We start from the raw sequence: 15,992 nt of genomic DNA, 5'->3' as shown, positions 1-15,992 counted from the left end.
GTTCGTGTTCGCCAGCGGCGGCTCTTATTGGCTACCTAGACGGTATTGCCGGATAAATGGCTGAACTGACGCGCCGAATAACGACGCCGCACGTACGGAAATCTTAAATGGCGAAACCGGCCAGATTGTTGGCAGGTAGCGACGTTGCCTGGAGCCAATGGCCTCGCCAAGGTCGGTCACGCTCTGCTGCTGCACAAACGTCGTCAGCGGACAGGGATCGGACAGGAGCCACCAGTGACCGAAGTGTTGGAACGCCCGAGACAGGATAGCACGAGCCAGGTCGAGGAGTTCGACGTGCTGATCGTCGGCGCCGGTATATCCGGCATCGGCAGCGCTTATCACCTCAAGACCCAATGTGCCGGCAAGAGCTTTGCCATCCTGGAGGCGAAGGAAGACATCGGCGGGACTTGGCATACCCACCGATACCCGGGGGTCAGGTCCGATTCCGACCTCTATACCTTCGGCTACCGTTTCAAGCCCTGGGTGGGTCCGCCGATCGCAGTCGCCGAAGAAATCCGAAGGTACCTCCGGGAGGTCGTGGCTGAAAACGGCCTCAACGAAGCGATGCGCTTCAGCACAGTTATCACACGCTGCTCATGGTCGAGCGCGGACAAGCGCTGGACGGTCGAGACGCGGGGCCGCGACGGCACGCCCGGCATTACCTACCGCGCCAACTTCCTGTGGATGTGCCAGGGCTACTACGACCACGAGACTCCGTACCTGCCCGACTGGCCCGGCAGGGAAGACTACAAGGGCCTACTCATCCATGCGCAGAAGTGGGACGAAACCTTCGACTACAGCGGCAAGCAGGTCGTCGTGATCGGATCCGGCGCCACGGCCGCGACCGTGATCCCGGCGATGGCGGACAAGGCCGCGCACGTCACCATGCTGCAGCGCTCGCCGACCTATTTCTTCTGCTACCCCAACCGTAGCGAACTTGCCGATCGCCTGCGGGAAATCGGCGTCGACGAGGACACGGTGCACCGCGTCACCCGGCTCGATTATTTGAACACCCTCAAGACGCTCGATCGCCGCGCCCGCGAGGAGCCGGAGATGGTGTTCGAGGAACTGAAGGAACTGATCCGGCAATATGCCGGACCCGACTTCGAGTTCGAGCCGCACTTTACCCCGAGCTATCGCCCGTGGCAGCAGCGTCTGGCCTTCGTTCCGGATGGCGACATGTTCGCGCGCATCCGTGAGGGCAAGGTTTCGACCGTTACCGACATCATCGATCATTTCACCCCGGATGGAATCCGTCTGTCCTCGGGGCAGGAAATCAAGGCCGACGTCGTGGTTGCAGCGACTGGCTTCAATCTGCTGGTGATGGGCGGGATCGCGTTTGAGGTCGATGGTGTTCCGGTCGACTGGTCCCAGACGCCGACTTACCGTGGCATGATGTTTCCTGGCGTACCCAACCTTGCGTGGGTGTTCGGCTATTTCCGCGCGGCGTGGACGCTGCGGGTCGACCTGCTCGGGGATTTCGTTTGCGGCCTACTGCGTCATATGGACGAAAAGGGTGTTGCACAGGTCGATATCGCCATGCCCGAAAGGTTCGCGGGCGAGGCGTTGATGCCGTGGATCGAAGACGACAACTTCAACCCGGGCTATCTTGTGCGCGGCATGGACAAGATGCCGAAGCGTTTGGGCGACCGACCTGAATGGCGCCACTCCCAAGACTATTGGCTCGAGGCGAAGGACATTCCCGCAATCGATCTCGACGGCCCGGAATTCGTCTATCGCTAGAGTTCGATTTCCCGGGTCTGCCTCTGCCGTCGGTACTGCAGTGCACCCATCCCTGACCAGCGCTTGAAGGCGCGCGAAAAGCTCGACGGTTCGGCAAAGCCGACCGCAAAGGCAACGCGTTCGACCGTCATCCTCCGATCCAAAAGCAGTTCCTTGGCACGGGCGTAGCGCGCTTCATCGACCATCGTCGAGAAGCGCGTACCGTCCTCAGCGAGCCGGCGGTGCAGGGTTCGTTCGGACAACGCCAACTGGTGCGCCGCCTCGCCCGCGCTGAGAAATGCACCGTCGCTTTGGCTTAGCCGCGCCGCAAGCCGGCCGGTGATCGTGCTGTCGGCATTGGCTCGCCCGAGCACCGCATCGCAACGTGAACTGTACAGGGTCAGCAGTTCGCCGTCGGCAAGAGGTAGCGGCAGGTCGATAGATCCCGGCAGGAACATCCATTGCGTCCGCTCGGCATCGAAGTCGACCGGGCACGGAAAATGTCGGCGGAGGTCGGACCAGTTTGGCGGCGGCGGTGCGGCCACCGTCACGCGCTCAAGTGGAAGCTCGCCTCCCATCAAGTCGGCCACCAACGTCCGGATTGCACCGAGGTCACGATGCTGCGTGAATTCATGTAGTTGTGGCAGCTTATCACCAAAGCTTCCGACAAGTGCACACGCACCATTTGGAGCAGAAGCAAAGCGATAGTTGATCAGGGAGTAGGTCAAAGATTGATAGCGGCAGGCAATTTCAAGAGCGTCGCCTAGCGTTCGCGCGGTCATCATGGCAATACCAAGAGCGCCGTATTTAATTGAACGATAAGACAACCCTACATTAAACCAGACATTTGGCATGTTCGCCGTGCAGCCGGCAAAACCTTGCTGAAGCAATATTTCTTCTCTAGCAAACAACTCATATGCGTGTTCGTCGAGATTAACCGGACGAATATGGCTTTCTCGACAGAATGAGTCCCAATTAATTCTGAAATCGTTGACTAAACAATTCCGCATGATGCGTGCGCTGAGATCAGGTAGCGCTGTGTAGAGTGCGTTGGAGTCCATGACCCAGTGTCTCCCCAAGTATTTTATTTTTGTTATATCGTATTCCGTCAACCGTAACGAGCCATGGCCATATACGTCAATAGTTTGGCGGGCAGCGCCATGGCGTATTGAGTGAAAGGCAATCAGTCTTCCTCGAAGAATGGACAAAAAAGACTTGGGGAAGTCGTTGATATCACAGATGCCCACCGTAACGCGCGCGCACGCAGCGTCCAGCGTACCAACACTTGCTGTGCTGCAGCAATTCAACGCTGAACCGCGTGACCAATGCGCGGAGGCAGCGCAGCACACGCGACAGCTAGAGGGAGGCAAGTGATGCCAGAGCCTTTCGTGCTCCCGGAAACCACCGCAGTGCTTACCGCGCTTGCCGAGGCAGGAGGCCCGCACCTCGCTGACATGTCAGCCGCCGACATGCGCGCCACCTACGCGCAGCTCGGTGCGCTGTTTGACGCTCCGCCGGAAGCAGGGATACGATTTACCGATTTTGTTGGTGCCGGCTGTCGGCTGCGCGCTTATTTTCCAAGCTCGGCCAAGCCGGGTCCGGTCATCGTCTACATGCACGGCGGCGGCTGGGTGATCGGCGATCTCGAGACCCACCACCCGCTCTGTACGCTGATCGCAACCGTGACTGGCCTGCGTGTGGTCGCTGTCGACTATCGTCTGGCGCCGGAGCATCGCTTCCCTGCTGCACACGAGGACTGCCTTGCCGCGACCCGCTTCGTGGCGGGCAGCCCGTCGGAACTCGAAGCGCCCGTAACCGGCGTCGCAGTGGCCGGCGACAGTGCCGGCGGCACCCTCGCGTTGCATGTGGCAGCCGCGATCGGTCCGAGCGTAATCCTGGCCCAGTTGCTCATCTATCCGTTGGCTGACTGCACGAGTCCGGATAGCGGATCGTACAAGGACTTCGCGGAGGGGTTTATCCTCGACCGCAAGCTGATGGATCGCTTCATCGCTGACTACCTGCCCCACGCGAGCGAAACCGCGGGCGTGGCGGCCTCACCCGTACTTCATCCGCTCCCGGCGAGCTCGCCACCAACCCTGGTCATTACCGCCGGGCTCGACCCGCTCCGCGATCAAGGCCGGGCGCTGGCCGCCGGCCTCGCGCAGCTGGGGGTTGAAACGCACTTCATGGAGGCGAAGGGCCTGATCCACGGGATGGCGACCATGCGCGCGTCGTTTCCCACCGCCGATGCCTTCATGCGGCGCGCGATCCGGGTGTTCGGCGACGCGATCCGAACCTGACCGCAGCCAGAGTGGGGGGAACAGAGGCATGCATTACAATCCAGACATCGACATCAACGGCACCGAAATCGCGCGGCCGCCAGCGGATGGGGTTCACTCAAATTGCGACCGGCGTCGTCTCCATCATCGCCCGATAACCGGCCGCCGACCGGGATCGCCCCCAAAGTCCAAAACAATAAAAAAACATTTAAAGGGAGAGGGAAAATGAAAATCGTCTTGCGCGCCGTCCTGGCCGCCTCCACTGCGCTGAGTGCCGTCGGCATCGCGCAGCCTGTTTTTGCCGCCGCCGCCGCGGTCGATAACGATGCGGGCACCGACGGCGAGATCATCGTCACCGCCAACAAGCGCAACGAGAGCCTGAGCAAGGTCGGTTCCAGCGTCGCGGCATTCGATACGTCCATGCTCCAAAAGCGCAACATCGTGCAGCTGGACGAGTTGGCCCGGGCGGTCCCCAGCCTGGCGCTGTCGCCGTCGACCCATGGCACGCCAGTCTTCACCCTTCGCGGCATCGGATTCAATGCCGACTCCTTGGGCGTTTATCCCGCGGTCAGCCTGTCGCTCGACCAGGCGCCGATGCCGTTTCCGGTGCTATCCGGACATTCGCTCTACGATCTCGAGCGCGTCGAGGTTCTGAAGGGTCCGCAGGGGACCCTGTTTGGCCAGAACTCGACCGGTGGCGCCATCAACTTCGTCGCCAACAAGCCGACCAAGGAGCTGCAGGCCGGGATCAACCTCGACTATGGCCGCTTCAACGAGGTTCACACCACCGCGTTCATCAGCGGCCCGATCAGTGACACGATCGGCATCCGTCTGGCCATCGACGCGGCACACCGCGACGACTGGCAGTATAATTTCACTCGCCCCGATAAGAACGGCGAGCAGAATTATGTCGCGGGGCGGCTGATCACCGACTGGGCTCCGACCGACCACCTCAGATTCGAACTCAACCTCAATGGTTCAGTCGACAGATCGGACCCGCAGGCGCTGCAGATCATCGCCTCGCTGCCCTCGAACCCGGCGGCCCCCACGGCCGAGGAACTGAACGCACCGCTGACCCCGCACAAGTTGCGGGCGGCAAACTGGTCGAACACCGGCCGGCCGGGCAACGCGTTTCAGTCACCTAGCGATTCACCGCGTCCGCGAGGCAACCGCAAGCTGTTCCAGGCCTTCCTGCGCACCGACCTCGACGTGACGGACAAGATCGCCCTGACATCGATCACGACCTACAACCACCTGAAGCAGAACATGTCCTTCGACCTCGACGGCTCGCAATATGAACTGGTCGACAATCCGCTCGACAACGGCCGGATATCGGACTTCAACCAGGAATTGCGGCTGTCCAACGCCTCTGCGTCCGGGGCGCGCTTTCGTTGGACACTCGGCGCCAACTACAACCACAGCGAGGTCGATGAGCTTCAGCTGATTACCTATGGCGACAACTCGCTGAGCAACGCCGGCACCAACTTTATCCATATCTCCACGGTCGACAACCGGGGGCGCATCAACACCTACGCCGCTTTCGCCAACGGCGATTATGACGTGAACGACCAGATCACATTGAAGGCGGGCGTCCGCTACACCAAGTCGATCAACAAGAACACGATGTGCAACTCCGACACGACGCAGGATCAGAACCTGTCGACGCTGTTCACGATCCTGGGCCAGCTTGTCGGCGGGAAGACGGTGCCCCTTGCTTCCGGCGACTGCTATTCCCTGAACGCCCAGAACCTGCCTGGCGACCTGTTTAGGTATACTCTGTCGGAAGACAATGTGTCATGGCGGGCCGGCATCGACTTCAAGGCGTCGTCCGCTACACTGCTCTACGCCAACGTCTCGCGCGGCTACAAGGCTGGCGCATTCCCGGTCATCACCGGCTCGACGCAATCGGTGTTCCTTCCGGCCAAGCAGGAGTCGGTCACCTCCTACGAGGCCGGCGTCAAGACGAGACTGGCGGACAATGCCATCACGTTGAGCAGCGCGATTTTCTACCAGGACTATCGTGACAAGCAGATCCAGGGGACGGTCAACACCGCCCTCTTCGGGCTGCTGCAGCGGCTCGACAATGTGCCGAAATCGCACATCTTCGGGGTCGAGGCCGACGTGACCGTGCGCCCGGTGGCCGCCCTGACGTTTACCGGATCGGCGAGCTACTTGAAGACCAAGGTCGACAAATACTCGGGAACGACGGTCTTCGGGGCGGAAAAAGACTTTGCCGGGGATCGGCTACCCTTTGCCCCGTCGTGGTCGTTGGTCGGCGATATCGAGTACCGCATCCCGACCCACTCGGGCGGCGCACTCTTCGTCGGTGGCGGTGTAAACTATCGCACCGACGTTGATGCCTACATCGGTGGCAGCGAACTGCAGATTCCCGACAATGGCGTCAACCGCTGGCTCAATCGCATTCCCTTCAGGATCGATGGGTATGCACTGGTCGACGCGAGAATTGGCTATGACTTTCCCGGCGATCGGCTGACCGTGTCGGCCTGGGGCAAGAACGTTTTCAATACCTTCAATGTCCAGAACGTCATTTCGTACAATAACATCATCACCCAGGCGACTGGCCAGCCAGCAACATACGGGTTGTCGCTCAGGGTGCGCTGGAACTAGCCTCACCTATGGAGAAGGGGCAGCGTGTCGCGTTGCCCCTTCTCTGCTCGCCACCGCGTAACAGCCAGTTGAAAGCCGATCATGTTATCCGACCACGGCGATAGCCGATCCGACACCTTTATCGCCCGTGCGAGGTCGCAGTCGCTTTCCGCCATGCTGCTCCGCGCGGCGCAGCGCCACGGCGACAACATCGCGATCATCTGCGGCGACGTGACGTGGAGCTATGCCGAATTCCACCGTGAGGTCGAACGCCTGGCAGCAGGCTTATACCATCTCGGCCTGACACCGGGCGACAGGATCGCGATTCTGGCGCGCAACAGCCACGCCTTTATCGCGTTACGTTTTGCGATCGCTCGCGCGGATGCGGTGCTTGTCCCGATCAACTTCATGCTTAACACCGATGACGTGCGCTACATTCTCGACCATTCCGGCGCGCGAATATTGTTTGCCGACGCCCACACGATAGCGACTGCGTTGAGCGCGCGTGGCGAGCAGGTCGAGCATGTGTTCGGCATCGATGGGGAATTTGCGGGTCCGTCTGCCGGGGCGCCGTCCTGGACGACGCTGTTGCGCGACGAGCCGCTCCCTCAAGAAGCGCGCGGCGGCGAGGACCTCCTACAGATCGTCTATACCAGCGGCACGGAGTCACGCCCCAAGGGGGCCATGCTGTCGCACAACAGCGTTCTCTGGGAATATCAGACCTGCATCATTGATTGCGAGTGGACCCGCGGCACGGTTGCCTTGCATGCCATGCCGCTGTTCCACTGCGCCCAGCTCGATTGCATGATCGGGCCCGCGCTGCATGTCGGCGCCCGGAACGTCATCACTGGATCGCCTGCCGCGGACAATGTCCTGCACTTGTTGTCGCGTCATCGCATCACTTCGTTCTTCGCGCCGCCGACGGTGTGGATCTCGTTACTGCGCGCTCCGGCGATTGCCGAATGCGATCTTTCGGCGCTTGAAAAAGGGTATTACGGGGCGTCGATCATGCCCGTCGAAGTACTGCGCGAGATGCGCGAACGGTTGCCGCAGCTGCGACTGTGGAACCTCTACGGCCAGACCGAAATCGCCCCCGTCGCGACGATCCTGTTTCCGGAGGAGCACGCCCTGCGGCTAGGCTCGGCCGGGCGCCCGGCCCTGCACGTCGAGACGCAGATCGTCGACGATGCCATGAACCGCGTTGCTCCGGGCGAAATCGGTGAAATCGTCCATCGTTCGCCACAACTGCTCAGCGGCTATTGGAACGACCCCGAGCGCACCGCCGAAGCGTTTGCCGGTGGGTGGTTCCACAGCGGCGACCTCGGAACGGTCGATAATGAAGGCTATATCACCGTCGTCGACCGGAAGAAGGACATGATCAAGTCTGGTGGCGAGAATGTCGCCTCTCGCGAGGTTGAAGAAGTGCTGTATCGCCACGCTGCTATCAGCGAGGTTGCCGTGATTGGGCTGCCCGACCCGAAGTGGATCGAGGCCGTCACGGCCATAATCGTGCTTCGGGACGGTCAGCAAATCACCACTGGCGAAGTGCTCGATCACTGCAGCACCCATCTTTCGAGCTTCAAGGTGCCGAAAAGAGTGGTCTTTCTCGATAACTTACCACGCAACGCCAGCGGCAAAATTCTCAAGCGCGACTTGCGCCTGTCAATGCTCGCGGACGTGTCATGACGACGGCGTGGCCGGCACTGTCGAAAACAACAAAAGCGCGGGACGGCTGGGGAGCGAAACATGGTTCATCGTAACGAGCGGGTGCTTGGAGTCCTCGCAGGATTGGCGCTGGGGCTAGCTTCAGCGACGGCATCGCGGGCCGGGGCACCGGCGGCCGGCGTCGGCGATGCCGAGGTCAAACTGCCGCCACCGCCGACGGCGTGGTATGCTGCAAAGCCGGTCGGCACGTCAGTTGGGCCGGTTACCGCGGCGCAGCTGGCCAAGGGCGCGGACCGGAAAAACTGGCTGCTGTATGGCGGCGATTATCGCAACTTCCGCCACAGTCCGGTGTCTGGCCTGACGCCGGCGTCGGTGAAGGGCCTGCACGTCGCCTGGGCGGCGCCCACCGGTACGCTTGGGCAGTTCGAAACATCGCCAGTCGTCTACGGCGGCATCATGTACATCACCAGTTCCTACAACCGGCTCATGGCCCTCGACGCGAGGACGGGCCAGATTCTCTGGCGCTACGATGTCCAGCTGCCGGGCGACCTGAGATTATGCTGTGGGCCGGGGAACCGCGGCGTTGCGATCGGCGGCGACCTGGTTTTCATGGCAACACTCGATGGCCACCTGATCGCGTTCGATCGTACCACCGGCAAGGTCGCGTGGAACGTGGTGGTTGCCGATTACAAGGACGGATATTCCATCACGGCGGCACCGCTGGTCGTGGGCAATCTTGTCTATTCAGGCGTCGCCGGCGGGGAGTTTGGCGCCCTCGGCTTCATCGACGCCTATGACCTGAAGACCGGCAAGCGCGTTTGGCGGATCAATACCGTACCTACCGCTGGTGAGCCGGGCGTCGAGACCTGGGCAGGCGATTCCTGGAAATCGGGCGGTGCGCCGAGCTGGACCACGGGAACCTATGACCCGGAAACCGACACCCTGCTCTGGACCGTCGGCAACCCTTCTCCCGACTGGAACGGTGACAAGCGAGCGGGCGACAATCTATATTCGAATTCGCTGCTGGCGCTCGATCCGAAGACCGGCAAGATGAAGTGGCACTTCCAGTTCACGCCGCACGATGTCTGGGATTATGACGGCAACACCCAGATTTTCCTGATCGACACCGTGTTCAACGGCAAGCCGCTCAAGGCGATCGCGCAGGCAAATCGAAACGGCTATTTTTATCTGCTGGACCGCGCCAACGGCAAATTCCTGCGGGCCACACAGTACGTTGAACAACTGACCTGGGCAAAGGGCATCGATGGCAGGGGCCGCCCGATCGTCGATCCCGCTGCAACGCCGCAGGACAATGCGACAGCCCGGGTTTGCCCCTCCAATCTTGGCGGCATGAACGGCGCTTGGACCGGTGCCTATGACCCGGCGAACGGACTGGTTTACGCGCCCTCGATTGAGTCATGCCAGCAATTCGAGAAGGGCATCGCGGTTTACGTGAAGGGCATTCCGTTCATGGGCGGCATGCCCAACACCACCGATGCCAATGCCGGCAAGTCCTACGGCCTGTTAAGCGCGATCGACGTCAAGACGGGCAAGATCAAATGGCGCTACCGGGATGCCAAGCCGATGATGGCGGGCGTGGTCGCGACCGCCGGTGGTGTGCTCTTTACCTCGAACCAGCAAGGCCAGGCGCTCGCCTTCGACCAGGCGACAGGCAAGAAACTCTGGTCGTTCCGTATGGGCGGCGGCGGTCGTGGCCAGCCGATCGTCTATGAAGTCGACGGCAAGCCGTATGTGGCAATACCGTCGGGAGGCGGTTTTGCTCTCGACGGCTTTGCCGGTGCCGGCTCGAATCTGCCGGAAGGCGGGCAACTTTTCGTGTTTGCCCTAAACTGATCACCGCGTACCCGCGATGACGCACTTTCCGGGATGAGTTCGGCAATGCTTGATAACTTTGGTCGGCTTGGCATCGCGATCTTGACGGTAGCCGCGCTCGGCGCAGCGACCGTCACGACCGGCCATGCAGACCCCGCGCCTGCGCCCGCGGGGATCAGCACGCCGGGAGTTTCCCCGGTGCAATCGCCGGCGGACATCGCGCGCGGCAAGGCCCTGTTCACAGGCACTTGTGGTGCCTACTGCCACCATCCCAGCGCGTCGGGGCCTAGCGAGGCGGTCTCGGACGCACCGTCCCTGTTCGATTGCGACTGGATCCACGGTGGGACCGATGCGCAGATCTTCCACACCATCAGTCACGGTGTCGAAGGCACACGCATGGTGGCTTTCGGCGGTGCGATTCCAGACGAGGACATCTGGCATATCATTGCCTATCTGAGGTCCGCTTCTCAGTGCAAAGCCCAACACTAGGTGTAGGCTGGCTAACTGGTCTATCCGTCGTGCCATGGTGATTTTCTGCTTAGGCGATTATATGGTCGCCCGTCGTCTAGCAGATGATGGGTTATCCGATCATAGAATGTGATAGCGAAGTCTGGATAACGACCATCGATACTTGCGAGATCGAGACCAGCCGGCTCGTTCATCGGGGCGATTGGCGCTCATCCGTCACTCGCTTCAGATCTGAGGTCCGTCGCTGCGCTCGCGCCGTTTAGGTAGGCGCGACGACGGAAATCGGCACCGAGCAACCGGCAGCACTCGGTTTCGGCCACGCCGCAAGCCTAGGCCGCCACCGCCTCCAGCCCATCGCAGTCAAGGACACTGATCTGGTCTCGGCGCGCCGAGACCAGACCCACGTCGCCAAGTTTGCAGAGGGTCGTGGTCACCCCGGCGCGACGGACGTTGAGCGTGTGCGACAGGTTGAGTAGCGAACAACAGGTTCCGCGCTTCCGCGCTCCGTGGTCGGCTATAAAGAAGCGCCGGTGTCGCTGATGGCCATAAGGTTTGTCGACAAAGACCAGCGAACGCCGTCCGGGTGATATTCGACGACGCCCTTCCCCCCGAGGTCACCGGCCAGGCTGCTGCCGGTGAGACGCGTGCCGAAGCCGGCCCGCGTCGGCGGCTCGACGGAAGGACCGCCCCGCTCCTGCCAACGCAGTTCGAATGTCTCGCCGCCTTCCCCGTCAACGATCGTCCAGCTCAAATTTATGATGCCAGTCTCGTTCGACATCGAGCCATATTTGACAGCGTTGGTGAACAGCTCGTGGAGTGCCATCGACAGTGCCAACGCCGCACGCGCGTTCAACTTGACCTCGGGTCCGGAGATAACGACCCGACCGACCTCCGAACAATGCGCCAGCACCGCACCCTCGATTACTGCGCTGATCGGCGCTGCGGTCCAGCTTGTCTGCGTCAACAGGTCGTGCGCGTGTGCTAGAGTCGACAGCCGGCTGGTGATAGCGTCACGCGCCTCAGCGGGCGTTGCGACAGTTCGTAGCGATTGACTGACGATGCCTTGGACAACACCAAGCGTGTTCTTGACTCGGTGTTGCAATTCGTTGGTCAGAAGCTGCCGGTGCTCTTCAGCTGCCTTCTCAGCAGAAATATCCCGCACGGTGCCGACAAGTCGGTGCCGCTCACCTGGACGCTTTATGACCTGCGCCCGGGACCGGAGCCAGCGAACAGGCTCGTCGGCCGGCAAGTCAACGCGGAATTCGGCATCGAGCTTGCCTTGGCCACCGGATTCGAAGCTTGCTTCGACCGACGCCACGAGACCTGCTCGGTCCACTGCATGGACCCGGTCCAGAAACGTCTCGAATGGAATTACGCCATCCGATGCGTGTCCCAGCAATTCGCGAGTCCGCGTGTCACCAAAGACTTCGCCGGTTCCCGGATGCGCCTCCCATGCGCCGAGTTCGGCCGCCTCGAGCGCCAACCGGACGCGGGTTTCGCTCTCGCGCAGGTCCTTCTCGGCGGCGCGATGGATTGTCCGGTCCTGCATGATCTTGAGAAAGCCATGGGCGCGCTGATCGGCATTGCGCAGCGGCATGAGTTCGCAGCGTGCCCAGAACAATGAGCCGTCGGCACGCGGATGCCAGCGTTCATCAAACACACGGCTTTGCTCAAGGGCATCCGCGAGGTCCGCCACCGGAATGTCTGCCGCAACATCGTTTGGCGTGAACAGGATCGCCATTGGCTGCCCGCAAACCTCACGCGCGGAGCGGTTGAACATGCGCGCGGCTCCCTCGCTCCAGCTGTCGATAACGCCCTTGAGATCGGTCGTGATGATCGCGTAGTCGAGCGCCGTGTCGATGACCAAGCGATGCCGCGCCTCGTCGAGATGCTTCTGCTTGAGCAGGCGTCGCAGTTCGAAATGCGTCATCACCTGGCGAGCGAGCGCCTCCAGCGCAACCCGCTGATCGGCGGTCAGGACCCGCGGAACAGTGTCGAGAACACAGAGCGTCCCGAGGTTCATGCCGTCGGGGGTCCGGAGCTGTGCGCCGGCATAGAAGCGCAGATGCGTGTCTCCCGTCACCAGCGGATTAGCGGCGAAGCGATCGTCCTGGCTCGCATCCTCGATGACCATGGTGGTCTCTTCTTCGATAGCGCGAGCGCAGAACGCGATCTCACGGGGGGTCTCGGCCAGCTCGAGACCGAGTGCGGCCTTGAACCATTGCCGCTTGTCGTCGATCAGCGAGATGAGAGCCGTAGGCACGCCGCAGATTTGCGCGGCGATCGCAACAATATCATCGAGTTCCCGTTCTCGCGGCGTGTCGAGGACCGAATAGCGCTCGAGCGCCGCGAGACGGGCGTCCTCGACATTCTGTCGCTGTTGTGAGGCTTCGATCACACGAAAGCTCCTAGCAGCATCGGCCCGCGGTTACAGGCATTTTGGAGACCGCGTGCAAATGTGCGGCGCAGCGATCGCGGCAAATAGCGAGCGGGTCCGTCGAGAACGCGATCGTCGTGGCTGCGGCCATTTCCATAGTCACCGTGAGGGCGTCTGGATCGCCGAGACATGGCCGAAGGTCTCGATCCAGGCGATAGGCAGACGCACGGCGCGAGATTGCCGCAAGCCTTCGAACGCTTGGCCTATCTCCCTTGCGCATGCGCAAGCCGAACACAACGCTTTCAATCACGCCATTCTGCATCGTTTAGCTCGAGGACCCGGTGATCTTATTTTGTAGCGACGTATTTGAACTCATGTTGGCTGTCGCGAACGATTAACGCTGGCTTTCCCTGATCCGTACCGACCACCAGCGGGAAAAACAGGAAGGTCGGATCGAGCAGCACGAAGCTGGTCGTCCCATCGTCGTTCTTGCGGGTGCCGACGGGGCTCGAGAATGTGCGGAAGGCAAAGCTGGCACCTGTACCGCCGCGCGTGACAGTCAGTTCGCCCAGATCGGGACTCGAATAATGCGAGGCCAGTTTTGCCACCTCCACCTTGTCGGGAATAGGCGACACGCGCGCGCGCTCAGTGGCAAGCTCCGCCTTGAGCCGCTTGCCGGACGCCGCAACGTCGCCGGCAGCTTCGGGCCTGCCATCATATAGCAACTCAAGCAGCCGCCGCATGAAGGGCCGCAACAGCATCTGGCCATTGTCGGAATTCGTCAGGATTACCGCGCCGAGGTCGGCTTCGGGGATCATCATGATGTCGGTCTTGTAGCCCCCGAGGCTGCCGCCGTGATGAACGACGGTAACGCCCCAGGTCTTGTCGTTTTCGAGCCCCATGCCGTAAGTCTGATCCTCGCCGACCGGCACATTCGGAACGCGGCGCTGGAGCAGGTTCCTCGCCGAGACATATTGGACACCGCTGTCGAGCTTGCCCTCGTTGAGCTCGAATCGGACGTATTTTATGAGGTCATTCGCCGTCGACCATGCACCGCCGGCGGCCGCGTAGCGTGAAAAGGCGTAATTCAGCTTCATACCCGCGCCGAGGATCGGTTCGGGATCGCCGCTGAGGGCATCGGCGTGCGGGACGGCCCAGTCCTTTGCCATCGCACGCGGATAGTCGAAGGTCGTGGCGGTCATCCCCAGTGGCTTCAAGACTTTTTCGTTGATTGATCGGTAGAAGGCCTGGTCAAGCTGCATTTCAGGGCGGACGAGATGCCCGCCGATATAGCCGGCCGCCGCCGCCATGAGGTTGTTATACTGGAACACCTCACCAAAGCCGCTGGTCGGCTCGGTGGCGGCAAGCTGGGCGAACGTATCCTTGGCGGCGGCGTTGGGATCGCTGTTCAGCAGCACCTGCATATCCTTGCGCGGCAGGCCCGTGCAGGCACAGACGAGATGGCGGATAAGGACCTTGCTCGTCGTCGCAGCGCTCCCGAGCCGGAAGCTTGGATAAGCTTCGGTGACCGGCTCATCCCAACGCAACTTGCCTTCATCGACAAGCTTGGCGATCATCAGCGTTGCCAACCCCTTGGTGTTAGAGGCGATGGCAAATTCGCTGTCTGCATCGACCGGGGTGGGCTTGCCGAGCTGACGGACTCCGAGCCCTGTCGCGTAGATCGTCTTTGCGCGGGTCGTGAGCGCGAACGCCGCACCCGGCACGCCGAGCTCCTGCATCGATTGCGCAACGAACGCCTTGAGCTCGGCGATGCGCGCCGCGTCCATCGGATGAGGGGGTCGACCCGCGAAATTTTCGCGCGAATAGCCGGCGGGACGAAGGCTTTGCAAAATCAGGCCGGCGGCCGCGCCCCGCTTCTCGGCGGTACCTTCGGAACCATCGAGAATTATCACCGTCCACGTCTTTGCGGTGCGGAAAGCGACTGCTTGCATGACGCGTTTTTCGTTCGGGCTGGTCTCGTAGTCGACTACTTGTCGTTCGTCCCAGCCGTTGCGAGCGGGCCGCACCGTCATCAGCTTGGGCGGTCGCGCGTGCGTCGGAGCCCACAACTCCCACGCGCCAGCGACCGCGGTCGCGGCGTCAGAAACCTGCCCGACATCGACCAAGGCGATATGAAGGTCACCCTCAGGTGCGGTGAGATCGACGGCCTTGGCTGCCTTTTTGATTGCCCACCCGGCGGGCGCCATGAACGTAGAACCCGACACCGTGGTTTCAGGACGATCGGCGGCTGCGTCGACTGAGACCGCCACGGGCGTTTGGGCTTGCGTCAAACCGGGCACACCAGACAGGATAAGTGGGACCGTACCCAGAGTTGCCCGCAATGCTCTGTCCTAGCTTCGACCTTCAGCGCGATACCCTATCTGATCGTGATTCCGTGTCGACACATTGTTCGTTAGAAAAAGCAGCCTTGGGTTCATCTCGAAACGCGCGAACCGGGCAACTTTCACAGATGCGGTTTCTGGGCTGTTTACTCCGCCTTGTATAAACGCTGTTATCGGATGCCCCTTGCCCTGCAAGCTACGGTGTAGTGCCACCATAGGAATGTGAAGTTTATGCGACGGCGCGATCGGGGGCCTGAGTGATAGATTCGCTCGTCCCGATTGGTATCGTAGGATCTGCCGTGCGCTTGAGTTTGGTGCGACGCAGTTGGCGGCAACGGCGGTTGCCGTTATCGTCGCCCCTACGGTAAATGCAGTAACCGCCAAACATCATCGCAAGGCCGTAACCAAGCCAGCCACGATGTCGCACTAAGCCGACGCATGCTCTGATCCGAACGCTGCGACATGGAATGGTAGCGCCCAGTTCAAGAGTTCGGTTTTCAACCCGAGCAGCATAATCCAGTACAACGCCGGCTACATCTCGAACCCCGGCAACCACATCACTGTGTCGAGTCTCGGCTTAAGTGAAGTTGCCCGCCGTCTCGGCGCTGGCGCTTCTGCCGAGCTGTCGAGCGATTTCAACAACGCGTTCCAGTTCAACATCGAGCAAGTGATCGTCCCATACGCGATATCGCCATGTCG

Annotated in this window: 9 protein-coding genes; 6 read left to right on the top strand and 3 right to left on the bottom strand. The window is 61.3% G+C overall.

What is annotated here, in order from left to right; all coding sequences use genetic code 11:
• Positions 1-246 precede the first annotated feature (246 nt).
• Positions 247-1,743, top strand: a complete 1,497-nt coding sequence (locus KX816_05405; GenBank protein QXQ08413.1) for an NAD(P)/FAD-dependent oxidoreductase — start codon at positions 247-249, stop codon at positions 1,741-1,743.
• On the opposite strand, the gene KX816_05400 is transcribed toward KX816_05405, so the two are convergent.
• Complete coding sequence (locus KX816_05400; protein QXQ07463.1) at positions 1,740-2,783, bottom strand: AraC family transcriptional regulator; 1,044 nt, start codon at positions 2,781-2,783, stop codon at positions 1,740-1,742. The two genes, KX816_05405 and KX816_05400, sit on opposite strands and share 4 nt — an antisense overlap.
• A gap of 408 nt (positions 2,784-3,191) precedes the next feature.
• Between KX816_05400 and KX816_05395 the strand changes: the two genes are divergently transcribed.
• From KX816_05395 to KX816_05375, 5 genes are all read left to right on the top strand, one after another.
• The gene (locus tag KX816_05395) at positions 3,192-4,022 is read left to right on the top strand and encodes an alpha/beta hydrolase (protein QXQ07462.1); all 831 of its coding nucleotides are present in this window, start codon (positions 3,192-3,194) and stop codon (positions 4,020-4,022) included.
• A gap of 102 nt (positions 4,023-4,124) precedes the next feature.
• Positions 4,125-6,629: a TonB-dependent receptor gene (locus KX816_05390; protein QXQ07461.1), complete on the top strand. Its 2,505-nt coding sequence runs from the start codon at positions 4,125-4,127 to the stop codon at positions 6,627-6,629.
• Positions 6,630-6,710: 81 nt separating this feature from the next.
• Positions 6,711-8,294, top strand: coding sequence for a long-chain-fatty-acid--CoA ligase (locus tag KX816_05385; GenBank protein QXQ07460.1), 1,584 nt, complete (start codon positions 6,711-6,713; stop codon positions 8,292-8,294).
• A gap of 102 nt (positions 8,295-8,396) precedes the next feature.
• A complete protein-coding gene (locus tag KX816_05380; protein QXQ07459.1) occupies positions 8,397-10,127 on the top strand; it encodes a PQQ-dependent dehydrogenase, methanol/ethanol family in 1,731 nt (576 codons plus the stop codon).
• Positions 10,128-10,172: 45 nt separating this feature from the next.
• Positions 10,173-10,595, top strand: coding sequence for a c-type cytochrome (locus KX816_05375; GenBank protein QXQ07458.1), 423 nt, complete (start codon positions 10,173-10,175; stop codon positions 10,593-10,595).
• 493 nt (positions 10,596-11,088) lie between these two features.
• Here KX816_05375 and KX816_05370 read toward each other — a convergent pair whose 3' ends face one another.
• Positions 11,089-12,972: a PAS domain S-box protein gene (locus tag KX816_05370; GenBank protein QXQ07457.1), complete on the bottom strand. Its 1,884-nt coding sequence runs from the start codon at positions 12,970-12,972 to the stop codon at positions 11,089-11,091.
• 326 nt (positions 12,973-13,298) lie between these two features.
• A complete protein-coding gene (locus tag KX816_05365; GenBank protein ID QXQ07456.1) occupies positions 13,299-15,221 on the bottom strand; it encodes a beta-lactamase family protein in 1,923 nt (640 codons plus the stop codon).
• Positions 15,222-15,992 lie beyond the last annotated feature (771 nt).

It is taken from the genome of Sphingosinicellaceae bacterium, assembly GCA_019285715.1.
In the GTDB taxonomy this organism is placed as follows: Bacteria; Pseudomonadota; Alphaproteobacteria; order Sphingomonadales; family Sphingomonadaceae; genus Glacieibacterium.
The sequence above is the reverse complement of the archived record's forward strand: the minus strand, read 5'-3'. Positions and strand labels throughout refer to the sequence as shown.